This window comes from Buttiauxella sp. B2 (assembly GCF_006376615.1).
Taxonomy (GTDB): domain Bacteria; phylum Pseudomonadota; class Gammaproteobacteria; order Enterobacterales; family Enterobacteriaceae; genus Buttiauxella.
The window spans coordinates 1-20,856 of record NZ_VEXQ01000038.1 but is presented as its reverse complement, the minus strand read 5'-3'; the positions used below and the strand labels follow the sequence as shown (position 1 = coordinate 20,856).

The 20,856-nt window shown below is 47.4% G+C and carries 21 protein-coding genes and 2 pseudogenes; 14 read left to right on the top strand and 9 right to left on the bottom strand.

Annotation, left to right across the window (positions count from 1 at the left end; all coding sequences use genetic code 11):
- Positions 1 to 675: 675 nt before the first annotated feature.
- Both FH968_RS22375 and tauD read left to right on the top strand, forming a co-directional pair.
- Complete coding sequence (locus FH968_RS22375; protein ID WP_139883493.1) at positions 676 to 990, top strand: hypothetical protein; 315 nt, start codon at positions 676 to 678, stop codon at positions 988 to 990.
- 53 nt (positions 991 to 1,043) lie between these two features.
- Positions 1,044 to 1,386 (top strand): annotated as a pseudogene (gene tauD / locus FH968_RS22370) (taurine dioxygenase); the annotation flags it as partial.
- Between the two features lie 41 nt (positions 1,387 to 1,427).
- Here tauD and nepI read toward each other — a convergent pair.
- The 5 genes from nepI to FH968_RS22345 all read right to left on the bottom strand — a co-directional run bounded on the left by nepI (position 1,428) and on the right by FH968_RS22345 (position 7,150).
- Positions 1,428 to 2,612, bottom strand: coding sequence for a purine ribonucleoside efflux pump NepI (nepI, locus tag FH968_RS22365; RefSeq protein ID WP_139883490.1), 1,185 nt, complete (start codon positions 2,610 to 2,612; stop codon positions 1,428 to 1,430).
- A 109-nt stretch (positions 2,613 to 2,721) separates the two neighbouring features.
- Positions 2,722 to 3,423 carry a DUF2461 domain-containing protein gene (locus FH968_RS22360; RefSeq protein ID WP_139883488.1) on the bottom strand — a complete coding sequence of 234 codons (702 nt, stop codon included), beginning with the start codon at positions 3,421 to 3,423 and terminating at the stop codon, positions 2,722 to 2,724.
- Positions 3,424 to 3,743: 320 nt separating this feature from the next.
- Positions 3,744 to 5,537 carry a hypothetical protein gene (locus FH968_RS22355; RefSeq protein WP_139883486.1) on the bottom strand — a complete coding sequence of 598 codons (1,794 nt, stop codon included), beginning with the start codon at positions 5,535 to 5,537 and terminating at the stop codon, positions 3,744 to 3,746.
- Complete coding sequence (locus tag FH968_RS22350; protein ID WP_139883484.1) at positions 5,530 to 6,561, bottom strand: tyrosine-type recombinase/integrase; 1,032 nt, start codon at positions 6,559 to 6,561, stop codon at positions 5,530 to 5,532. Before FH968_RS22350 ends, FH968_RS22355 begins: the two co-directional genes overlap by 8 nt.
- 7 nt (positions 6,562 to 6,568) lie before the next feature.
- Complete coding sequence (locus FH968_RS22345) at positions 6,569 to 7,150, bottom strand: phage repressor protein CI (RefSeq protein WP_139883482.1); 582 nt, start codon at positions 7,148 to 7,150, stop codon at positions 6,569 to 6,571.
- Between the two features lie 137 nt (positions 7,151 to 7,287).
- On the opposite strand from FH968_RS22345, the gene FH968_RS22340 reads away from it, so the two are divergent.
- The 9 genes and pseudogenes from FH968_RS22340 (at position 7,288) to FH968_RS22300 (ending at position 12,843) form a co-directional block, all read left to right on the top strand.
- Complete coding sequence (locus FH968_RS22340) at positions 7,288 to 7,509, top strand: regulator (RefSeq protein ID WP_139883480.1); 222 nt, start codon at positions 7,288 to 7,290, stop codon at positions 7,507 to 7,509.
- 30 nt (positions 7,510 to 7,539) lie between these two features.
- Positions 7,540 to 8,049, top strand: a complete 510-nt coding sequence (locus tag FH968_RS22335) for a phage regulatory CII family protein (RefSeq protein ID WP_139883478.1) — start codon at positions 7,540 to 7,542, stop codon at positions 8,047 to 8,049.
- Positions 8,050 to 8,059: 10 nt separating this feature from the next.
- The gene (locus FH968_RS22330; protein WP_139883476.1) at positions 8,060 to 8,248 is read left to right on the top strand and encodes a phage filamentation protein Fil family protein; all 189 of its coding nucleotides are present in this window, start codon (positions 8,060 to 8,062) and stop codon (positions 8,246 to 8,248) included.
- On the top strand, positions 8,245 to 8,628 hold the full coding sequence (locus tag FH968_RS22325) for a hypothetical protein (RefSeq protein WP_139883474.1): 384 nt from the start codon (positions 8,245 to 8,247) through the stop codon (positions 8,626 to 8,628). The genes FH968_RS22330 and FH968_RS22325 overlap by 4 nt, the downstream gene beginning before the upstream one ends.
- A 69-nt stretch (positions 8,629 to 8,697) precedes the next feature.
- Positions 8,698 to 8,925 (top strand): DUF2732 family protein, encoded by a 228-nt coding sequence (locus FH968_RS22320; RefSeq protein WP_139883472.1) that lies wholly within the window; start codon positions 8,698 to 8,700, stop codon positions 8,923 to 8,925.
- Positions 8,925 to 9,152: a TraR/DksA family transcriptional regulator gene (locus tag FH968_RS22315; RefSeq protein ID WP_139883469.1), complete on the top strand. Its 228-nt coding sequence runs from the start codon at positions 8,925 to 8,927 to the stop codon at positions 9,150 to 9,152. Before FH968_RS22320 ends, FH968_RS22315 begins: the two co-directional genes overlap by 1 nt.
- A complete protein-coding gene (locus FH968_RS22310) occupies positions 9,149 to 11,392 on the top strand; it encodes a replication endonuclease (RefSeq protein WP_139883467.1) in 2,244 nt (747 codons plus the stop codon). The genes FH968_RS22315 and FH968_RS22310 overlap by 4 nt, the downstream gene beginning before the upstream one ends.
- Before the next feature lie 109 nt (positions 11,393 to 11,501).
- Positions 11,502 to 11,675, top strand: a pseudogene (locus FH968_RS22305) (DinI family protein); the annotation flags it as partial.
- Between the two features lie 121 nt (positions 11,676 to 11,796).
- Positions 11,797 to 12,843 carry a DNA cytosine methyltransferase gene (locus tag FH968_RS22300; RefSeq protein WP_139883465.1) on the top strand — a complete coding sequence of 349 codons (1,047 nt, stop codon included), beginning with the start codon at positions 11,797 to 11,799 and terminating at the stop codon, positions 12,841 to 12,843.
- On the opposite strand, the gene FH968_RS22295 is transcribed toward FH968_RS22300, so the two are convergent.
- The 4 genes from FH968_RS22295 to FH968_RS22280 all read right to left on the bottom strand — a co-directional run bounded on the left by FH968_RS22295 (position 12,819) and on the right by FH968_RS22280 (position 17,834).
- Positions 12,819 to 13,541, bottom strand: a complete 723-nt coding sequence (locus tag FH968_RS22295; protein WP_139883463.1) for an MAE_28990/MAE_18760 family HEPN-like nuclease — start codon at positions 13,539 to 13,541, stop codon at positions 12,819 to 12,821. The two genes, FH968_RS22300 and FH968_RS22295, sit on opposite strands and share 25 nt — an antisense overlap.
- Entirely contained in the window at positions 13,541 to 14,689 is a 1,149-nt protein-coding gene (locus FH968_RS22290; RefSeq protein WP_139883461.1) for a DUF262 domain-containing protein, read from the bottom strand. The genes FH968_RS22295 and FH968_RS22290 overlap by 1 nt, the downstream gene beginning before the upstream one ends.
- A gap of 338 nt (positions 14,690 to 15,027) precedes the next feature.
- Complete coding sequence (locus tag FH968_RS22285) at positions 15,028 to 16,062, bottom strand: phage portal protein (RefSeq protein ID WP_139883459.1); 1,035 nt, start codon at positions 16,060 to 16,062, stop codon at positions 15,028 to 15,030.
- The gene (locus FH968_RS22280; protein ID WP_139883458.1) at positions 16,062 to 17,834 is read right to left on the bottom strand and encodes a terminase ATPase subunit family protein; all 1,773 of its coding nucleotides are present in this window, start codon (positions 17,832 to 17,834) and stop codon (positions 16,062 to 16,064) included. Before FH968_RS22280 ends, FH968_RS22285 begins: the two co-directional genes overlap by 1 nt.
- A gap of 165 nt (positions 17,835 to 17,999) precedes the next feature.
- Between FH968_RS22280 and FH968_RS22275 the strand changes: the two genes are divergently transcribed.
- The 3 genes from FH968_RS22275 to FH968_RS22265 are packed head-to-tail and all read left to right on the top strand — an operon-like array spanning position 18,000 to position 20,814.
- Positions 18,000 to 18,845, top strand: a complete 846-nt coding sequence (locus tag FH968_RS22275; RefSeq protein ID WP_139883456.1) for a GPO family capsid scaffolding protein — start codon at positions 18,000 to 18,002, stop codon at positions 18,843 to 18,845.
- A gap of 43 nt (positions 18,846 to 18,888) precedes the next feature.
- Entirely contained in the window at positions 18,889 to 20,055 is a 1,167-nt protein-coding gene (locus tag FH968_RS22270; protein WP_139883453.1) for a phage major capsid protein, P2 family, read from the top strand.
- A gap of 3 nt (positions 20,056 to 20,058) precedes the next feature.
- A complete protein-coding gene (locus FH968_RS22265; RefSeq protein WP_139883451.1) occupies positions 20,059 to 20,814 on the top strand; it encodes a terminase endonuclease subunit in 756 nt (251 codons plus the stop codon).
- Positions 20,815 to 20,856 lie beyond the last annotated feature (42 nt).

Below are 20,856 nucleotides of genomic sequence, written 5' to 3'. Positions count from 1 at the left end.
CGCCGTAGCGCCGATGGTAGTGTGGGGTCTCCCCATGCGAGAGTAGGGAACTGCCAGGCTCCAAATAAGTGGAAAGCCCTGTACTGATGTACAGGGCTTTTTGCTGTCTGCCGTTTATGGAAATTCAGTTCCCTGTCCCCGTGATAATCCACTGCAAAACCCACTGTTTACCCGCGTAATCCACTGCATCAGGAAGTCGTTCTTAAGTGAAACATTTCTAATCGTACCTTTACATACGGTCTATAGTCCTCCCATCCATAAAAACGTCAGCAAAAGATGGCGTTCTTTACTCAATATTCTCTTATAAGTGGGGTGTACCAACGCTGAATGTTTGGGTAGTGCATAAAGACTATCCTCTGGCACATCCGGATGTTGTTGAAGCGTTCGTCAAAACCACCCTGGTTGTGCAGAAAGTTTGTATCGACAATTAAGATGAATGGTGAAACAGCCAGACAACCTGAGCAAGCTCTCACACCTGAGTGGCGTGCCGGAAAGCAACGTTCCCGTTCTAATGAAGGGCAATACTTATCTAACTGCCAGCAAGCAAAGCGAGCAGCTCAATGGTCCGGTAAACAAAGTAATTGTAGTTCCTAAAAGCGGAGGGCAAAGTCCCGAGGTTGAGGCGGATTACAGCCAGCTCGTCACAGTTTGCTTCGTGAGAACGCTGACGTAATAATGAGTAAGTTAAGTGCAGATTACGACGGAAAAACCATTCTCAACGACATTAATCTGACCGTAGATGGAGACGAGTTACTGGTCGTTCTCGACCCCTCCGGCTGGGAGGAAACCACGTTGCTTAACTTTGTCGCGGGCTGTACTTCTTATCATGCAGCGTGTAAGCGGGTCACAGCTTTTACGGCTCGACGAGTCCTTTGGTGCGCTGGATGCTTTCCCCGCGAGCATATGCAAATGCTGCTCTTAAAACTGTGGCACGAAAGCCGCCGCAAACGGCTGACGTTGTACTGGCGGGCATTATCGCATTCTGTTTAAAGTTGGTTTACGCACATTACAGTGCTGTTTAGCTTCATGGCATGGGAAGGGCAATACGGGCAGAAGTGAATGTGACGCCACTGAGGTTTTATATTGGTTCTCAGGGTGGTGGCTTAACACTGAGTCGGGTAACCAGTACGAGTAACTTTGCCACGCGCTGGCCTGCCATCAGATGCAGTTCCTGTGGGAATAATCGATTACACCTGCACAGCAATGAATGTTGGCTCAGCGATTTACCCCCATGCGCCGGGTGTGGAAGAGATTATTGTGCTGGATATCCACGATGATAATCTGCCGGATAATGGTAATTGGCACACTGATGTGACCTTTATCGAAACGCCGCCAGCCGGAGCGATACTAGCAGCAAAACAGGTGCCAGAAACCGTATGGACCACTGCACCACAATTTGGGGACTGAGCCTTTCTGGTGTGGGTAAGCTACTGTGCCCGCACCTTTGTTGCCACCAACAGAGCTGTCAGCAACATCAAGCTACCAGATAGCACCAACGGTGAAAGCAGGCCGAGGTTATCCAGTGCAAATCCGCCAATAGCGGCACCGCAGGTGTTGGCTAACTGGATAACAGCGACCTGAATAGATCCTGCTTTTTCTGCCTGATCGGCAAGTGAGCGGGTGATCCACGTAGACCAGCCGACAGGAATCAGCGCAAAGGCAAAGCCCCAGATAATAGCAATTACTGATGCGACAATTTTATCACTTCCCCACAACACCAGGACCAGTGCGCTCAGTGACAGAATCAGTGGGGCGATGGTGAGTGCTAGTTTGAGTGAACGCTTGAGGAATACAGTGGAGAGTGATGTGCCGATAAAACTCGCAATACCAAAGCTCAGTAGCACCAACGTCAGGCCGTCGACATCGAATCCCGCGAGTGTCATATATATTGGGCGGATGTAGGTGAAGAAGGCAAACTGTCCGGCAAACGTCATGAAGATTGCTGTCATACCTGCCACCACACTTGGGCGTTTAAGCAGGCCAAACATATTTTGCTTATGCTGTGTTGATTCCCCAGGCAGCGGTGGCAGCGCTTTCCAAACCCAAATGATGCAGGCGATGCCCATTAGTGCTGCACCGTTAAACACATTGCGCCAACCAATAATACCACCTAAAAAACTGCCCAACGGGGCGGCGATGACCAACGCGATAGAGACTGCGCCGAAGATCACCGACAGCGCTTTTGGCACTGTACGAGCAGGAACTAGCCGCATGGTCAAAGAGGCCGACATTGCCCAGAAGCCGCCGAGGGCAATCCCTAAACAGGCACGGCCAATCAGTAACATAGTGAAGTTTTCAGCAAAGGAAACCAACAGGCAGGAGAGGGTTAGCAGTACTGAGAACAAGAAGACCACGTAGCGTCTGTCGGTCGAGCGGATAATGCTGGTTACAAACAGGCTAGCGAACATCGCAACAAATGCGGTGACGGTAACTGATTGCCCGGCAACACCTTCAGATATCCCAAGATCTTGCGCCATTGGAGTCAGCAGGCTTACTGGCAAAAACTCCACGGTAATCAGGCAGGCTACGCAAAACGCCACGGCAAAAACCGCTGACCAGTTAGCCCGCGACACGGCCCTTGGTTCGATTATTTCTTTTATATGTTCACTCATTTTTCCACCCAGCGTCGTACTTGCGATAAAGCCGCGTAGTGTAACACTGCTAGTGTGACGAGCTTAACATTTTGGCAACTTATTCGTTAAGTTTCACTCCCCAGGGGGGCTAGAAATCAAGCTCAAGTGCAAAGCACAGATAAGCCATCAATGGAGCACAGTGTTGAAATTGTTCGACACAAAAGTTGATGGTATCTGGCTTGCAGAGATCTTCGAAGCCGATATTTTTTACCGCGATAAAATCTTTGCGCTTCAATTCAGTTAATAATGGGTGAGTTTTATCAAAGCCTTTTGGTGGGCGAGTTAGGCTATCACCATCCATGATGAATCCATGGCTTTGCAGTGTTTTCAACGCATTTTGATAGGCGTTAGGGTTCTCATCAATGCACATGCGAATTGCATTTAAGGCTTTTGATTCTGGATGCCAGATTCCTGCGGCAAGAAAACAGCCTTCCTCGGCAATATGCAGGTATAGCCCTGGAGCGTGTACGTCTTTGCCCTGAAAATGGCGAAATTGAATACCAACATTGGTCTTGTAAGGTGTTTTGTCTTTGCTGAAGCGGCTGTCCCGTTGCGGACGCATAAGGCTGCCTCCAACTTTTTTTGGCACGGCAGTGAGCTTTGATGAAATGGCGAGAATACCTGGCTGCATTTGCTCGATAAATCGCAGTGCAGGGCTTCTCACGGTATTTTCGTACACATCCTGATGCTCTTTAAACCACTCACGAGAGTTGTTTTGCGCAAGTTGCTTCAGAAATTGCAGGCTAGCCGAACTAAATGCTGCACGCGCTGTTGGTGTTTGAGTCGTCATTATCGATGAGCCCTTATTAATGCTAATTGAGCGGAAAGCAGTAGCGTTGATCTTACTGGAGTATGAGGCAATCCATCCACACTATCTTTTCGACAATCTAAGGGTATCCGGGAAAAACAAAAAAGGACCTGGATAATTTCTTATCCAAGTCCTTGATATGTTTGGTGGCCCCTACTGGACTTGAACCAGTGACCAAGCGATTATGAGAACCCTTACAACCAACCAGTAAACAATAGCTTACATTTAAATCATGCGGTTACGAATTCAATATGAGGCAGTGTGGGGCTATGTTTCTAATCTCAGGCGACACTTTTGCGACACTAAACGTACTTTAATCCAGAATATGGAGTGAGTCTCTCAATCCTGAGTTGTTCGAACCCAGTTGATGTTTGTGCTTCTAACTTTAATGTTACGCAAAGCTCGTTCATCCAACTTTTTTCATTTTTTAGAGCTGGTACAGCATGCCCTCTGTACCTTGAGTTTAAAACCATACGAACTTTATCTAAATCTTGCAGAGGTAACATAAACCAATTAATTACAAATTCTTCCACTGGGATTGAGGTAAGTATATCGATCTGAGAATACTTTCCTGTATCTGTTCCATCCCCTAAGAAAAGTCTTTTAAATTCTATGACATTGCCACTCAAAGCCGCAAGGATTTCATCTTTAAAAGATTCATACTGATTTAGTAAAGCTTCACTTCTTTTTTTTTGTAGATGATTTTTTATATCTTCAATGTATTCATTGTATTCCTTGTCACGCCAATACCCATGACCGTGAGAATGGTCAAGTATATCTTCATCGAAAAAAGAACCATTAAGTGGAATCGGGGGGAGTTTGTTTAATCTAAGAAGATCATTGATGTATTTTTTAAAGTACTCACATAGTTCATGAAAACCTTTATCTATTATGCCATTTTTACTCATGAGGAATGATACATGAATTGAGTGTAGCATCTCCCCAATTTCAGTAATGGTATGTGTTTCAAATTCTCTTTGAAGATTTAAAATCGCCTCATTTATAATCTCATTTTCGAGGCGATCAAAACGCATTATTTTAAGCCAAGAGGGTGTTTCTCTTTCGGTCATAAAATATTTGCTAGAGTTAATCGAAGCAATGATTTTTTCTTTTTGGTAGGACCCGGATTCCATTAATTCACTAAGGAATTCATAATCTAATATGTTGGTTAAAATATCTTGTTCGTTATATTTATTATAAAATAATACTCTTCTTTTTTGTTCAGGACTTAACTCTATATCATTTAACCCCTCTCCAGAGAAAGTGTACTCACGGTATTCTTCATTAATGCTTTCAATATCAACCTTGGTGATATTACCTAGTCTGTACTCCACATTTATAATTGTAAAGTTAGAAAATAATAGCCGCATTGCATCAATATTTTTGATGTGTGTTATATTTAGGCATCGGCGGAGTCTTTCGCAATCCTTAATTACATGTTTTAATACTCTAAGGGATTGACATTTTGTTTTTTTAAAAGAATCGATGATTACGGATTTAACTATATTGAAATTATTTAACTGTACAGTCTCGTTAAAAAATGAAATTGCAGCATCATCAATTTGCGGTGTAATTTTTATTGTATGCCCAATTATTTTTTCTTTAGTAGAAATGAAGTCTTCGTGGGTTTTATTATCGTGAGCAAGGACTAGTACGCGGCATTTGTGATGTTCCACATATTTATTTATCACCCCTAGAATCTCTTCATTTTTTAATGGGCACCGTTCTAAATCATCAAATATTATTATTTTGTCTTTATCAACCCGCTCTTTGATAAATGCTTCGACTACACTCCCCAATATAGCACCTGCACCAAATGTAATCCCATTAATTTCCGCTGAGGCATCTTTGGTTTTTTCTGCTGCATTTTTTATTTTACTTCGAGTTGGGAACATTGTGGCAAAGACAGAGGCATAAATTTCATTGGTATTACTTATCCCAAACAAACTTACATGGCATCGAATTGCTTCAGGTATGATTTGAAAAACTTGATGGGTTTTCCCTACTCCCCAGTCGCCAGTTACAAGAACTGCGTATTCAGGAGCATCCAATTTTAAATAATAATCTAAGTACTCTTTTAAAACATTATTATCCATTATTGATTTCTTTTCTAAGAGGGTTGAATTCTAAAGCTTCTTCTAAATGGCTAGGGGCAAAGTGTGCATAACGCATGGTCATCTTTATATCCGTATGACCTAATATCCGCTGTAAAACCAATATATTTCCTCCATTCATCATAAAATGAGAGGCAAACGAATGGCGCAGTACGTGGGTTAGTTGTCCTGGGGGAAGTTCAATCTCAGCACGCCCTAGTGCATTTCTAAATGCATAATAGCATGGTGTAAAAAGCGCCCCATTCTTCTTGGGTAATTCATCAATTAGTTCAGGAGCCAAAGGGATTGTACGGTTACGTTTACCTTTAGTTTTTATAAATGTCACTTTGTTCGCGGATATCTGGGAACGCTTTAAGTTTTCGGCTTCACTCCAACGTGCGCCAGTAGCTAGGCAAACTTTAACTATCATTTCGAGATCTTTAGCGCTGCTGTTTCGGCATTCCAGTAAAAGAGCGTCTATCTGTTCACCTGTTAGATACGCCATCTCACTTTCGTCAGTTCTAAACTGCCGGACGTTTTCTAAAGGATTTGGAGCTTTCCATTCTCCCAATCTTTTCAGCTCATTGAATACAGCGAGAAAATAAGCATGTTCAAGATTAAGGGTTCGAGGGGATACTTTCGATACGCGTTTAGTCCTGGCAAATTCACCTTCAAGTCTTTTGGCTCTATAAGCAGTGAATAGCTGGGCGTTAAATTCTGTAGCCAGTGGTGACCCCATACACTCCGCAGCCCAAAGCATTGAACTTTTGCGCTTCTCACCATCATTTAAAGTGATGCCATGACGATCAAACCAGAGATGAACTAAATCAGACAAGCGACGAATGTCTTTGCCTTCTCCAAGCCAAGGGGAATCATCAATTTTTTGCAGCGTATAGTTTTCGAAAGCAAGCGCTTCTCCTTTGGTGGAGAACTTCTTGCGGATGCGCTTGCCATCTTTGCCGTTGCTACGGTCCACAGTGTAAAAATCTGCGACCCATTGGCCATCTGAAAGTTTTCTAACTGGCATTTAAGACCTAACGTATTGTCAAAACTATACGGCCAATTACCGTGATGTCATCAATCTCGCAATCGAAAGCCATTCCTACACCACTTACTCTTACTTTCTTAACTGGAATGCGGGTGAGAGTACGAATACTGATTTTACCTTCGATGTTGACCAGCCATTCGTCGTCGTAAACTTCCGTGAAATGCTGATCTACGATGTACTGGATAAGGCCATTGATAACGCACATTGGCTGTTGTGGTTGAGGCTTACCCGGCAGGAAGGTGACTTTATCAAGCATCAGAATTCCAGAATCATAAAGTTGGCCATCAACGATCTTATGACGTGGGATTTTGATAATATCTAATTCTTCATCATCAAACTTCGGGCCTCGCCCAGTTGCCAACCATTCAAGATTAACACCTGTTTCGGCCATGCACTTGATCATGATGTCGGCAGGAAGCCCGCCACGTTTGTAGCGTGAAGATAGTGAGCTTGCAGCAATATCAAGAAGTTCAGCGAGTTGCATTTTTTGCGTGAAGCCATATGCCTCTATAACTCTATCCAGCACTGGTGCGCTGTCTGTATCAGGGTCAATTCGGAATCGTGCCATTTCATATTCAAGGTTATTAGGTTTTTTCTAAATCATATTGACACTTAGATATTATCTAATTAACCTTGCTCCGTAGTTTGAATGTAGCCTTATATAACCCTGTATTGCCGTACAGGTTAACTGACGGAGTTTGCACTATGCGTCCCAACATTACAATCATCATCCCAGAGCCATACTTGCCCCTGGATGAGTATTGCCGCCGCACTGGCACCAACAAAGAAACCGCTAGAAACCTGATTGAATACGGGAAATTACCAATAAAGCCAAAAGGAAAGCAGAAAAAAGGGCTAGTTGAAATCAACATGGCCGCGCTTACCATTCAGGCATTAAGCGAATGTGACATTTCGCTTAACGCGTAAATCATCCTATCGATTAGCTAGAGGCGAATCATGTTTGATTTTCAGGTTTCCAAACATCCCCACTATGACGAAGCATGCAGAGCTTTCGCGCATCGTCATAACATAGCGAAGCTGGCTGAGCGTGCGGGTATGAATGTCCAGACGTTACGCAACAAGCTCAACCCCGAGCAACCACACCAATTTACATCGCCAGAATTATGGCTACTGACCGACCTGACGGAAGACTCAACTCTCGTTGATGGCTTTCTGGCGCAGATTCATTGTCTGCCGTGTGTGCCAGTTAACGAGTTAGCGAAAGATAAATTGCAGCTCTATGTCATGCGAGCCATGAGTGAATTAGGGGAACTGGCGAATGGTGCAGTATCCACTGAACGCCTTACTCCCGAGCATAAGCACAACATGATTGAGAGTGTTAACGCTGGTATTCGCATGTTGTCACTCTCTGCGTTGGCATTACAGGCACGACTCCAGGCCAACCCCGCAATGTCGAGCGTGGTCGATACCATGAGCGGTATCGGTGCGTCATTTGGATTAATTTGAGGTGATGCATATGGAACCGTCATTCGCTTCATTACTGAAACGTCAAAGTCCGTCGATGAGCTACGGTCACGGTTGGATCATGGGTGATAACAACCATCGCTGGCACCCGAGCCGTGACCAGTCTGCATTGTTAAATGGGCTGAGTACTCGCAAGTCATCACTCGTTACCAAGCTGATTAAGCACTGGAGGACTAAATGAAAAGTGCTGCTCTGGCTGAATCCGTAAAGGCACCACAAGCGACGTTTAACAATGTGTACTTAATACATGCGCGGATTGATGGCCCGTTAAAAATGAGCGGTGATGAATGTCTCGCACGTTTTCGTCAGCAATTAAAAGCCACCAATAACACGGCGCTGCGCAATTTTAATAAGCTCGACAACAACTTTAAATTCGTTGTTCTGACACTGGCTAACCGCCTTGAGCCGTCATCATTTAAACCTGAAGAAATCGGCAAGCCGTTTGAATATTTCGAACAAACACGCCGCTTATTGATTATTCGTTCAATGAATGAAATTACACGGTGGGGATGTTTACTCCCGGCAAGATTTTCAAAGCACGACTGCTATTTAGCTGAATAAATAATCCATCCCAAAAATCAGGCGTAAACCCGCCGGGCATTCTTTTGCCCAAAATCAGGAAACAGAGATATGCGAAACATCGAAAACCGCAATTTTGAAACTGAGAACACTGCTTTGGTTTCTCTGCTGAATAAAGCAAAAAACGAAGAACGTAAAGACCGTGCACTGGCTGTCTCATTGCGCCTGGAGGCGCTGGCGGTTCACATCACCCGCGAGGGTATGGACGGGAAAGAAGCCGCCGAGCTGCTGCGCCGCGAAGCACTTCGCTATGAAAATGAATCTCAGGAGCTGCACTAATGGCCGACGCAATGGATTTAGTACAACAGCGCGTGGATGAGGAACTGGCTCGCAATATTAAACAGGTTCGCTCACTGCCTCAACGTGCCGCCAGTGCGTTCTTTTGCGAAGAATGTGACGCTGCTATTCCCGAAGCTCGTCGCGCTGTGGTGCCCGGTGTCACGCACTGCATTACCTGTCAGGAAATCGCAGAGCTGAAAAACCAGCACTACAAGAATGCGATATGAACCGCATTAACTTCGCCTGGCCGTGGAACGCGGCACGGCAGGCGATTGCCAGCCCCTATCTGACCTATAAAGAACAGCATCGCCGTGATCGAGAGATTGCGGCGTTGCTGCGTGCGCGTGATGCACTGGCAAAGCAGCCAGAATGTGTGCGCTACGATATTAATCGTCGGGTCGATTATTTAGAGCGTAACTTCGGTGCTCAACGAGCCAATGCTCACCTCGTGACGTTTGTCAGGCGAGCATTGCCACGGCTTGAGCTGGTCGCCGGTATTTATCAAATCACCGGCATCGACAGCCACCTTTCACAGCAATTATTTGGCGGTCGTTTTGATGCGCCGGACATCCGTTTTCTTGCCTCAAAACTGGTGAACCTGACCGCCAGATATAACCGTCTCCAGGATATGTCCAAAGCCGATATCGAACTGCTGGCCGCTGATATTGCCAATTACATTAATGGCGAGATCGGAACCATAGACGGCGATGTCAGCAGGCTAAAAATATTGCACGCGATTTACATACGAGCGGCACAGCTAGCCCGTCATTTTAAATGCCAGCCGCCACTGTGGGAGCGCGTCACCACTAAATTAGTTTCACTTGATGATCTTGGTCCTGCCGTGCTGCGAATGGTCAATGAAAAATGGTGGCGTGGCCGCTTGCGCCGTGTCGCCTCTGAATGGCGTGAACACCTGCAAATTGCTCTGGGCAATGTCAGTAAAAAACACACGCCGTATGCCAGTAAATCCTGCGTTGCGGAATGGCGCGAACAAAGACGGCGCACCCGTGAATTTCTCAAGGGCATGGATCTTGAGGACGAGGAAGGAAACCGCATCAGCCTTATCGATAAATACGATGGTAGTGTGGCTAATCCGGCCATCCGGCGTGGCGAATTAATGACGCGCATCAGCGGATTTGAAAAGATCTCAACTGAACTGGGTTATGTGGGTGAGTTTTACACCCTAACCGCGCCGTCGAAATACCACGCCACAACGAAAGCAGGCTACCGCAACAGCAAGTGGAACGGTGCCAGCCCCTCAGATACGCAAAGCTATTTAACTTCAGTCTGGTCGCGTATCCGCGCCAAACTTCACCGCGCTGAGTTGCGTATTTTTGGTATCCGGGTTGCAGAGCCTCATCACGATGGCACACCACACTGGCACATGCTGATATTCATGCGTCCCGCGGATGTCTCTCGCGTGCGTGCTGTCATGCTGAAATATGCACATCAGGAAGATGCCGCAGAGCTGGTGAGCGATAAAGCCCGCAAAGCGCGCTTTCACGCCGAAGCTATCGACCCCGAAAAAGGCAGCGCCACCGGCTATGTGGCGAAATACATCAGTAAAAATATTGATGGTTTTGCACTGGACGGCGAACGTGATGATGAAAGCGGTGAGCTGTTAAAAGAAACGGCTCCAGCAGTTGCAGCATGGGCTGCTCGCTGGCGTATCCGTCAGTTTCAGTTTGTGGGCGGTGCGCCGGTGACGGTTTACCGCGAGCTGCGAAAAATGGCTGATACCGAAACTGCTCACGCGCTCAGTATTGAGTTTGCCGCAGTACATGATGCGGCTGATGCCGGTCAGTGGGCGGAATACGTCAACGCACAGGGTGGCCCGTTTGTGCGCCGTGATGAATTGCAGGTGCGCACCTGGTATGAACCAGCCGAAACGCTCAACGAATACGGCGAAGAATGCACACGCATTAAAGGTGTGTTTGATACCGCTGTGGGCAGTGACACTCCGATTTTAACCCGTCTTATCCAGTGGAAGATTGTCCCAAAACTCGCCCTTGATTTGGACGTTGACGTTAAGGGCGATCCTTCGCCCTCTCGGAGTTCTGTCAATAACTGTACGGGGAGAGAAAATGATCTACCGGTACTCGATTTTTCAAAAACCCTGAGCCGGCGTGAAAGACGAGATCTGACGAACCGGCTCAGGAAGCAAAAACCAGAAGCTCAGGGTAAATTTATTCACGGAAAGGATGAGCAATGCACCGCCATTGCGAAAACTATCGGCAAGATACATCTGATAACCGGTATCACCATAAGTCGGGGCGAGGCGTTGCACCTGATGGCCGGTGGTAAAAGTTGCTTTGATGGTAAATGGATGAGAGGGACAGCTAAGGGGGAGTTATTTTCCGCTGCTCCATCACGGCATGCAAAGGCCTGGAAACATCATGCTAAAGCTCGGGAAATCGTCAATCGTGTAGCTGATTTAGGAAATATGGCACTGAAAAATCGTCGTTAATATGCATCTTTATCATGTACATACAATGTATTACATCGTGATTTTTTTTCACACATTTTGTAAATTCGTGATACTGTATTTATATACAGTGTTTCACGATGGAGGTTGTGTGGATAGAGAATTGAGTGAACAGGTCATGATTGAGCGGGTGGAATTGATTGCACGTTTGACAACGGAAGGTACTTGTCAGGAAAGGGATCGTGAAATTGCCTTGAATTTGATTGCCGAAATAGCGAGAGATAAAATTTTGATAAATAAATCATTTTCGGTTTTCTTTCGCGCAAAATCATCTGAAAAAAAATGAAGTGAGCCCATACAGTGAAACTGAATACGTCTATGCTAAATAGCTCGAGATTTTACGAGGATCCAGTTATACTCCATTTGAAGATGAATCGGAGACTAAAATGGTTGTAAAAGTAGTTGATCTTTTTTGTGGTGCTGGGGGCCTTACTCATGGCTTACAACTGGCTGGTTTAGAGGTTGTTGCAGGTATCGACTTAGAAAGTGCATGTAGGATTGCTTATGAGAGTAATAATGACGCACTTTTCATTGAAAAAGATATCTCTCTAGTGACTAAGGAAGAAATTGACGGTCTTTTTGATGGTGCAAATATAAAGGTTCTTGCTGGGTGTGCACCATGCCAACCATTTTCTAAGTACACACAAGGTCTTAATAAGTCAGAAGATAAGAAATGGCCCCTTCTCTATGAGTTTGCAAGATTGATTGCGGAGTGCCAGCCTGATTTAATCACAATGGAAAATGTACCAGATGTCACCAAACATAAAGTGTATGAAGATTTCGTAAATAATCTTCGTGAGAATGGATATTCTGTTTGGGCAGATAGGGTCGACTGTACTAAATATGGGGTGCCGCAAAATCGCTTGAGACATGTTCTTCTTGCATCGAAATTTGGTCCCATTCAATTTGCGCCAGAATTTAATACTGTTGCAAAAACAGTCCAAGAAGCGATTGAGCATTTGCCTGCAATAAACCATGGTGAAATTGATAAGAAAGACCCTTTACATCGAGCCAGTAAACTTAGCGAACTTAATTTTAAAAGAATTATTTCATCTAAGCCGGGTGGCACATGGCGAGATTGGCCGAAAGACTTGCTAGCTGCATGCCATCAAAAAGAATCAGGTAAAGGTTATGGCGGTGTTTATGGAAGAATGGAGTGGAATAAACCAAGCCCTACTATAACTACGTTATGTTATGGATTTGGCAATGGGCGCTTTGGTCATCCAACTCAAGCTCGCGCCATTTCTTTACGTGAGGCTGCTCTTTTACAAACATTCCCATTGCATTATCAGTTTGCGAAGAAAGGGGACCCAATCAAAATGAAAACTATTGGGAAAATGATTGGTAACGCTGTCCCCGTAAATTTAGGCAAAGCAATAGGTATTTCTTTAGTAGAACATATTAAAATTCATGATGCAGCCAGCCTGACATAAACTTTATTGTCTAAATATTCCTCAATGTTTTTAAGGATGGAGTTTAAATAATGAAAAACTTCATCCTTCATTTTTATGATTTCATCTATTGATGCATTTTGTCCCTTGCTTCTGAATGATTCAGAGCCATGGGCTAGACTATTTCTAGCTGTTTTGATGGAAACAAGCGTGGCTCCATTTCTGGTTTTTTCTTCATCGGTATCGTAAGAAAATCCATATTTATCAGCTACTTCTCTTATTTTTCTGGCATCTACGTTACCAGAGAAAAGCGGGTTTTTGTTTGCATCAACTAATTTCTTATGTGCTGTGAGCCAGGTTTTAAAAATTGTCTTAGAAACATTGTCATTGCTAAAATCAATTTCACTCATTGTTTTAGTATCGATGTTTTTGAATGCAATTTTTGTTAAATTCAAAGTTACAGTGTCTACACATAAATTTACATCATTATAAAATACAGTATGTATATCTTCGATTGCGTTAGAAATGGTAGCTTCAATTAGATTGTATAATATGATATAAGCATTGGCCTTCAATATATGGGTAATATCTAGATCAATTTCTTGGGCGATATTAATATTGTTCTCGTCTTGATGAACTAAGTTTGGTCTTTTACTTATCAATAGTTCGACAAATGAAAGATAATCATCTATATCCTCCATTCTCTCTTCAAACAATAACCTGCTTGTCATCTGTGCCATTAATTTACCTCGCCATCATTATCTTCTTCTTCATCAAGTTCGTTAATGGGCTGAGGGTTGTTACCTAAGAGTTTGTCGCGCACATATTCTATTCTGGATTTTACTTTTGGCCGAGAGTTACTAGCATCAGATCGTGTATGAGTAATGAAGTCTATTGAGCCAATCCATTCCTCTACACTCGGTGGATTTAAAGCAGGTTGTTCGCGCAAAGCCAATGTGGTTCCAACAGCTATCGCTTCAAAGCGTATTCTTGGTACCGTATTAGCTGTAGGGGTTTTCCTGAAACCACCTGGGAAGTTTTGTGCGACAAAGTTGCACATAGCATTAAATTCTGACTCAAGTCTTCCTGTGTCAACGGTCGCGAAACTCTCATTCTTTCCTTTCAGGTAGTTAGTTAAAAAGGCTTTTACACTTTTCTTAAAATCAAGATAACATTCTGAATATGCAAAGTATCTTAATACTAATTCTGAGTATTCGGCACGACGCCTTCTGACATTACCAATTGGGCAAATATCTTGGAATGTTGCGTTAGCTGCGAGATGATTAATAAATTCTAAGAATGGACCATCATTACTTCCCTGACGTTGTTCCATTGTATTAAGTTCGATACCGCCAGTATTTAATCGATCAAATATTTCACGACGAGTTTCTTCGTCGCATTTGTCTGTGAGTTCGATCATTCGAATTGTTTTTCTGTCAAAACGCATTTTTCTTGGCGGGCTGAAATCAGAGTATTTAAACCCATTTGCTGATGTTAATCTTTCAAGATTGCTCAGGGTCAGTTTATTATTGATGAATTGATGCAGTGTTCTAACCCTCTGACTACCATCAACTATTTCTAGTCTTCCTTCATTCTCGCCTTCACCAATGTCTGCAACAAAAATGTAAGGGATTGGTAGGTTAAGTAACAGTGACTCAATGAACCTTGATTTCTGATAGTCACTCCAAACAAACTCCCTTTGGTAGTCTGGGATATATAGTTCCGCTTTATCTTCTTCCAATCCTGATTGGAATTTATCTACGATAACACTTAGAGGAAACTCCCTGATTTCATGGTCAGTAATTTTCTGCTGTTCAACAATTGCAGCATCCAATACCGCTTTTTCTGGCTCTGTTTTCGGAGTGTGTTCCAATGGTTTTTTGGCCATTATAGTTCCTTATAATGTAATGCATGCACTCGTTGCATGAATTTGCATCTAATTAGAACTGCTAATTTATCCTGGCCAATCTAACCTTAGCAAGGTTTCCAGGCTAGAATGCACCTGCATTAAAAGCGATCCATGAAGCGGGCAGGCGTGGCGGGGATAGCATTGCGCGCTGGCGTGCTTTTTATTTTATTTATTTAGCTTCTGTGCGCGTCATGAGAATGTTTTCTGTGGTACGGCTTCGCTTGTGTGTGATTGTCGGTGAGCGTGGTGTGTGGGGCTTCTGAGGGCGTGAGGTGAGGGCGTAAAAAAGCCGCTACGTGAGCGGCTGAGTGTGTGGGTTATTCTGTCGGGCTGAGCTCGTAAGGTTTAAAGCGGATAACCTCCATCCCGATCCAGTCGTTGAGCTCCTTAAATCGCTCCTGCAATGGCGTCAGCTCATTACGTACAAACACCTGTGCAGCTTTCACCACGTCGCCAAACCCGCCGGTATTGTTGGGGATGATGCCCATCATCTGCGGCGGCACGCGGTGCGCGCTCATTAAGTCCTCCGCGCTGGCTTTCTTGATGTTAAAGAAATCGTCTTTGGTCGCCACCTCGCTGAGCGGCACAATCTTGATGCCGTCGGGCTTGCCGTTCGGCGCGTAGAAAAACAGATTCTTAAAATTCCCCAGGCCTTTTGAACTGCGCATTGCCTTGCGCAGCTCGTCGACGTCGGTGCCGCTCTGTGCGGCGTCGGTGACGTACATGATATAACCCGCATGCGCGCCGTTCTGGTAATACTTACGACGGAACAGCGTCGCAGATTCATTAAGCCAAGCGGAGTTAAGCGCGCTCAGGTATTCCGGCAGACCGTAAATCTCCTGATTAATATCAGGCTCCAGCAGGTGAAACACCGAGCCCGGTGCAAACTCATGCGGGGTGGTAAACGACTGCACAAACCAGTAAGCCCCCTCGGTAACGCCTTTTCGGGTGTACTTGGCCGGGGATGTCTCCAGTTTTAACAGCCGGTTGGTCACGCTTGAGCGCTTCTCAATAAACGCATTCCCGAACACCAGAAAATCCAGCGCGAAGCGGCTGAAATCCTGCTGCGAAAGCAGTGGGTGCGGGATAAACGTTGAGGCGAGAATATTACGCTTAACGTAAATCGGTGAGCTGTGATGCACAGCGGCGCGCAGCGTTTTCGCCAGCCCCGTAAAACTGACCGGCGGCTCGTACCAGTCACCATTGGCGACGCACTCCGCATAATCCAGAATGTCACGCCGATCCAGTACGGGTGACGGCTCGCCAAAGGTAAACGCCTCCATTTTTTGGGGAGCTGCCGGTGCCATTTGTTCTGCGGTTTTTGTCTGATATTTCTTCTTGTTCTTAGCCATTAATTAAACTCCAGAATAGATTTCGGGGCGTTGCCACTGCCTGCGGTCAGCGGCTCATTTAACAGGGCGTGCATGGTTGCCCACGCGACATCGGCGTGACTGGCTTCCTCGCTGCGACTGGCGTCATAGGTGGCGCTGCGGCCACTGCTGGTCATGGTTTTACGGATAGCCATAAACGAGGCGGTGATGTCGGTATAACTCACGTCATACTCCAGGCAGCCGCGTGCAATCGTGTCTTTGGCTTTCAGCACCATTGCTGTTTTCACCTCCGGGCTGTAGCGGATTTCACGCGCTGCCGGGTAGAAGCTGCGCACGAGCTGGTACACACCCTGGCCGATGCCGGTCGCATCGATGCCGATGTATTCGACGTGATATTTTTCGGTCAGCTTTTTGATGGACTCGGCCTGCGTCGCAAAATCCATGCCTTTCCACTGGTGGCGCTCCAGAATGCGGAACTTGCCCCCGGCGACGACTGGTGGGGCCAGCACCACGCACCCGGCGCTGTCGCCGGTGTGTGACGGGTCATAACCCATCCACACCGGGCGATAGCCAAACGGGCGCGTGGCGAACGGCTGCCAGTCATCCGCCCAGGCTTCCATACTGTCAACCATGCAGCGTTGCAGCTCCTCGAACGGGAATACCGAGGCTTTATCGTCGACAAATTCGCACATGAATAAATTGCGGAAATCGTCGGCGCTGTTTTCGCGTTTCAGCGTGTCGAGATTAAACAGGTCACAACCTCCGGCGAGGGCATCCTCAATGTTCACAATCTGCCGCCACTGACCGTCTGCGCAGGCCATACCGTTTTTCAGTGCTGCATGGCTGATATCCAGATCCACACACTCGCTTTTATCTGCTCGCCCTTTGTTAAACAGCTCACCTGACCAGAACGGATACGCGCCATGCGCCAGCGTCGACGGGGTGGAGAAGTAGGTCGAACGCAGATGTTGTTGTGAGGCCATGCCCGAGGCGACTTTGCGCAGCTTCTGAAAATTCGGTATCCAGAAAATCTCGTCGACCAGCAGGTCGCCGTTATGGCTCTGCGCGGTGTTGGAGTTGGTGCCGAGAAAAATCAGTTTTGCCCCGTTGTTGCCAATGACAATCGGGTCGCCGGTGAGGTCAACATCGACCAGGCGCGCGAACTGGATGATGTACTCGCGGAACACATAGGCTTGTGTCTTACTTGCCGAGAGGAAAATCTGGTTATGGCCGGTTTTCAGGGCTTGCAGCAGTGATTCGCGGGAGAAATAAAACGTCGCGCCAATCTGGCGGGATTTAAGGATGTTGCGGATACGGTGCTCAAGCCCGGCCTTGTGCCAGCCGAGCTGATATTCGAAGGATTCCGCGAAAAAAATCTCCTCTAGCTTTTCGACAGCCTCGTCGCTGAAAAAATTCTTTTTCGGCTTCTTACGCTCCCCCTTGTTGCGGTTCGCCACATTCGGATTTAAGTCGGCCTCGTTACCCGTCTGGCCGTAGCGGTTCACCCTGGCTAAACGCTCCATCTGTCGTGACAAAAAGTCAGCGACCTTGAAGTCGTGCGCGGTCAGATCGGGCTTTGCATAGAGCTGAATCAGCCTTGCTTCCAGTGTGTTTTCAACCCGGCTTATCGGGGCGGTTTCTTCCCAATGGTCGCGCTGCTTCCAGCTCTGCACCGTGGGGCGTTTGGTATTGAGCATTTCCGCGATTTGCGGCACGGAAAAGCCCTGCCAGTAAAGCAGTGCCGCCTGTCGTCGTGGGTCATTAAGAATGGAGGTGTCGGTGCTGATGGTCATGAATGCCTCGCCGTTAATGGGGTAAGGGCAAGGCTAAAGAAACAGCGCTGGTTGCGCCGTAATGTGCTGTTGTGTCAGGGGTTGCACTTCTGTAACGGGTGGCTGGGGTGAGGGGGAGTGGGGAAACTAGGCATCTCAGACAACCCCAAATCAGGACAACCGACAATGGCAAAGAAAGTTTCTAAATGGTTTCGCATCGGCGTCGAGGGTGACACCTGCGACGGTCGCGTCATCAGCGGCGCTGATATTCAGGAAATGGCTGATACCTACGATGCCCGCGTTTACGGGGCGCGCATCAATCTGGAGCATATCCGTGGCCTGATGCCTGACAGCCCTTTCTGTCGTTATGGTGATGTGGCTGAGGTGAAAGCCGAGAAGATTTCCGATGACTCCGCGCTGAACGGCAAACTCGCTTTATTCGCCCGCATTGCCCCGCTGGAGAACCTCGTCGACATGGTTGGCAAGGGTCAGAAAGTGTATACCTCCATGGAAATTCGCCCGAATTTTTCCAACTCCGGTAAGTGCTATCTGGTAGGCCTCGCTGTCACCGATGATCCGGCAAGCCTCGGTACTGAATATCTCGAATTCTGCTCACGCGCCCAGACTAACCCGCTCGCCGGTCGCAAAGAGCGCCCGGAGGATTTGTTCTCGGTTGCCACGCTCGCCGAACTGGTTTTCGAAGACCAGTCCGACACCCTGTTCACCAAACTGACCGACACCGTCAAAGGTATTTTCAGCCGTAAACAGGCTGATGACGATGCGCGCTTTAGTGATGTGCATGAAGCGGTGACGGTCGTCACCGAGCAGGTACAGGCCAACCATGACGCCACTGAGCAACGTCTCGCGGCGGTGGAATTATCCCTCCAGAACCTGACGGCCAGCATTGGCGAAAGTCAGACCGAACTGAGCTCGCTCAAAACCACGCTGGATAAAACAGAAAACCAGACCTATTCGCGCCGCCAGAAGAGCACCGGCGGGGAAGGTGACGAGACGAGTCTGACCGACTGCTGATTACCCCACTGGCCCATAACGACTGAACAGGAAACTACGAATAATGCGTAAAGAAACCCGCTTTGAATTTAACAAATACCTGAGCCGTATCGCCGAACTGAACGGTGTCGATGTCAGCGACCTGAACAAGAAATTCAGCGTCGAGCCGTCGGTGACGCAAAAGCTTTTTGACAAAATCCAGCAGTCCTCATCCTTCCTGAAACAAATCAATATGATTGTGGTGCAGGAGCTGACGGAGGAAAAAGTCGGCATTGATGTGACCGGCTCCATTGCCAGCACGGCGGATACCGACAACGGCGTCGAGCGTAAAACCGCCGATTTTGCGAAGCTTGATGCTTTCCGCTATTTCTGCAAGCCGGTCAACTTTGACTATCACCTGAAATACAACAAACTGGATTTGTGGGCGCGTTTTCAGGACTTCCAGATCCGAATTCGTAACGCTATCGTCAAGCGCCAGTCGCTGGACTACATCACCATTGGTTTTAACGGCGTAAGTCGTGCCGCTACCTCAAACCGCACCGAAAACCCGATGTTGCAGGACGTCGCGGTCGGCTGGTTGCAGAAGTACCGCAACGACGCGGCGGAGCGTGTGATGTCGAACGTGACCGATAAGGACGGAACGGTCATTTCCGATACCATCAAAATTGGCCCGAAAGCCAAAGGCGGTCATTACGCCAACCTGGATGCGCTGGTGATGGATGTGCATGAATCCCTGATTGATGAGATTCATCGCGAAAACCCGGAAATGGTGGTGATTTGTGGCCGTCGTATCCTGACCGATAAATATTTCCCGATGATTAACAAATTCCAGGCGAACAGCGAACAGCTTGCCGGTGAGCTGATTATCAGCCAGAAAACCATCGGCCAGTTGCAGGCGGTGCGCGCGCCGTTCTTCCCGGCAAACAGTATTTTTATTACCACGCTGGATAACATCTCAATTTATCTCTACGAGGACGGCCATCGCCGCCATATCGTCGAGAATCCGAAGCTTGACCAGGTGGAAAACTACGAGCAGGTGAAGGTCGATTTTGTTATCGAAGATTACGCCGCTGGCTGTCTGATTGAACACATCGAGATTCTTGAGCAGGACGAAGCCGAAACCCCGGAAGCCGCGAGCGCAGACGTCTTTGCGGCGGCGGTAGTCAACGCCCTGAAAGCGCTCACTTCCCCGGACGCGCCAGCTCCGGAAGACAAAAGCGGGGAGGCGTAAGCCATGGCGAGTCCCGCGCAGCGTCACATGATGCGGGTCTCGGCCACGATGGCCGCGCAGCGGGACGATAATCCGCTGCGCCATGCCTCTGCTTACGAGCAGATGCTGGTCAAGCTGGCCGCCGACCGACGCACGCTAAAAACTATCCATTCTATCGAGCGCAAGGCCGACAAAAAACGCGAGCTGCTGCCGCTCTATGCACCGTGGGTCGCCGGTGTGCTGGCCGAGGGCAAAGGCGCACAGGACGACATCGTGATGACCGTCATGCTGTGGAAGCTCGATGCCGGTGACATTGCCGGGGCACTGGACATTGCGCGTTACGCGTTGCAGTACGGCCTCACCATGCCATCCCTGCACAAACGCACCACGCCATACGTGCTGGCCGAGGATGTTGCCCTGTCTGCCATGCGCGCCCACGCTGCCGGGGATCCGGTCGAAATTAGGCTGCTACTGACGGCGCAGTCGCTGACCGCAGGGGCAGATATGCCCGACAAAGTGCGGGCCAGACTGCACAAAATCATAGGTCTGGTGCAGCGAGACCTCGGTCAGCAGGTTGAGGCGCTGACGCAGCTCCGCAGGGCGATGCAGCTTGACCCGCAGGCGGGGGTGAAAAAGGACATTGAGCGACTGGAAAGCGCCCTGAGACCTAAGCCTGCCCCGGCAACAAAACCTCGTACAACCCCACGCCCGCGTAAGGCCGAAGTGAAACCGGCCAGAAAACGTGGACGTCCAAAAAAGGCGGATAAACCCGCCGGTTAACAGAACGCGCCCCGCGCCGGGCGGCACGCCGGTTGAGACTGG

Coding starts and splice junctions, on each gene's coding strand:
- FH968_RS22375 (WP_139883493.1), top strand. CDS start 676: ATGAGTAAGTTAAGTGCAGATTACGACGGAAAAACCATTCTCAACGAC.
- nepI (WP_139883490.1), bottom strand. CDS start 2,612: ATGAGTGAACATATAAAAGAAATAATCGAACCAAGGGCCGTGTCGCGG.
- FH968_RS22360 (WP_139883488.1), bottom strand. CDS start 3,423: ATGACGACTCAAACACCAACAGCGCGTGCAGCATTTAGTTCGGCTAGC.
- FH968_RS22355 (WP_139883486.1), bottom strand. CDS start 5,537: ATGGATAATAATGTTTTAAAAGAGTACTTAGATTATTATTTAAAATTG.
- FH968_RS22350 (WP_139883484.1), bottom strand. CDS start 6,561: ATGCCAGTTAGAAAACTTTCAGATGGCCAATGGGTCGCAGATTTTTAC.
- FH968_RS22345 (WP_139883482.1), bottom strand. CDS start 7,150: ATGGCACGATTCCGAATTGACCCTGATACAGACAGCGCACCAGTGCTG.
- FH968_RS22340 (WP_139883480.1), top strand. CDS start 7,288: ATGCGTCCCAACATTACAATCATCATCCCAGAGCCATACTTGCCCCTG.
- FH968_RS22335 (WP_139883478.1), top strand. CDS start 7,540: ATGTTTGATTTTCAGGTTTCCAAACATCCCCACTATGACGAAGCATGC.
- FH968_RS22330 (WP_139883476.1), top strand. CDS start 8,060: ATGGAACCGTCATTCGCTTCATTACTGAAACGTCAAAGTCCGTCGATG.
- FH968_RS22325 (WP_139883474.1), top strand. CDS start 8,245: ATGAAAAGTGCTGCTCTGGCTGAATCCGTAAAGGCACCACAAGCGACG.
- FH968_RS22320 (WP_139883472.1), top strand. CDS start 8,698: ATGCGAAACATCGAAAACCGCAATTTTGAAACTGAGAACACTGCTTTG.
- FH968_RS22315 (WP_139883469.1), top strand. CDS start 8,925: ATGGCCGACGCAATGGATTTAGTACAACAGCGCGTGGATGAGGAACTG.
- FH968_RS22310 (WP_139883467.1), top strand. CDS start 9,149: ATGAACCGCATTAACTTCGCCTGGCCGTGGAACGCGGCACGGCAGGCG.
- FH968_RS22300 (WP_139883465.1), top strand. CDS start 11,797: ATGGTTGTAAAAGTAGTTGATCTTTTTTGTGGTGCTGGGGGCCTTACT.
- FH968_RS22295 (WP_139883463.1), bottom strand. CDS start 13,541: ATGGCACAGATGACAAGCAGGTTATTGTTTGAAGAGAGAATGGAGGAT.
- FH968_RS22290 (WP_139883461.1), bottom strand. CDS start 14,689: ATGGCCAAAAAACCATTGGAACACACTCCGAAAACAGAGCCAGAAAAA.
- FH968_RS22285 (WP_139883459.1), bottom strand. CDS start 16,062: ATGGCTAAGAACAAGAAGAAATATCAGACAAAAACCGCAGAACAAATG.
- FH968_RS22280 (WP_139883458.1), bottom strand. CDS start 17,834: ATGACCATCAGCACCGACACCTCCATTCTTAATGACCCACGACGACAG.
- FH968_RS22275 (WP_139883456.1), top strand. CDS start 18,000: ATGGCAAAGAAAGTTTCTAAATGGTTTCGCATCGGCGTCGAGGGTGAC.
- FH968_RS22270 (WP_139883453.1), top strand. CDS start 18,889: ATGCGTAAAGAAACCCGCTTTGAATTTAACAAATACCTGAGCCGTATC.
- FH968_RS22265 (WP_139883451.1), top strand. CDS start 20,059: ATGGCGAGTCCCGCGCAGCGTCACATGATGCGGGTCTCGGCCACGATG.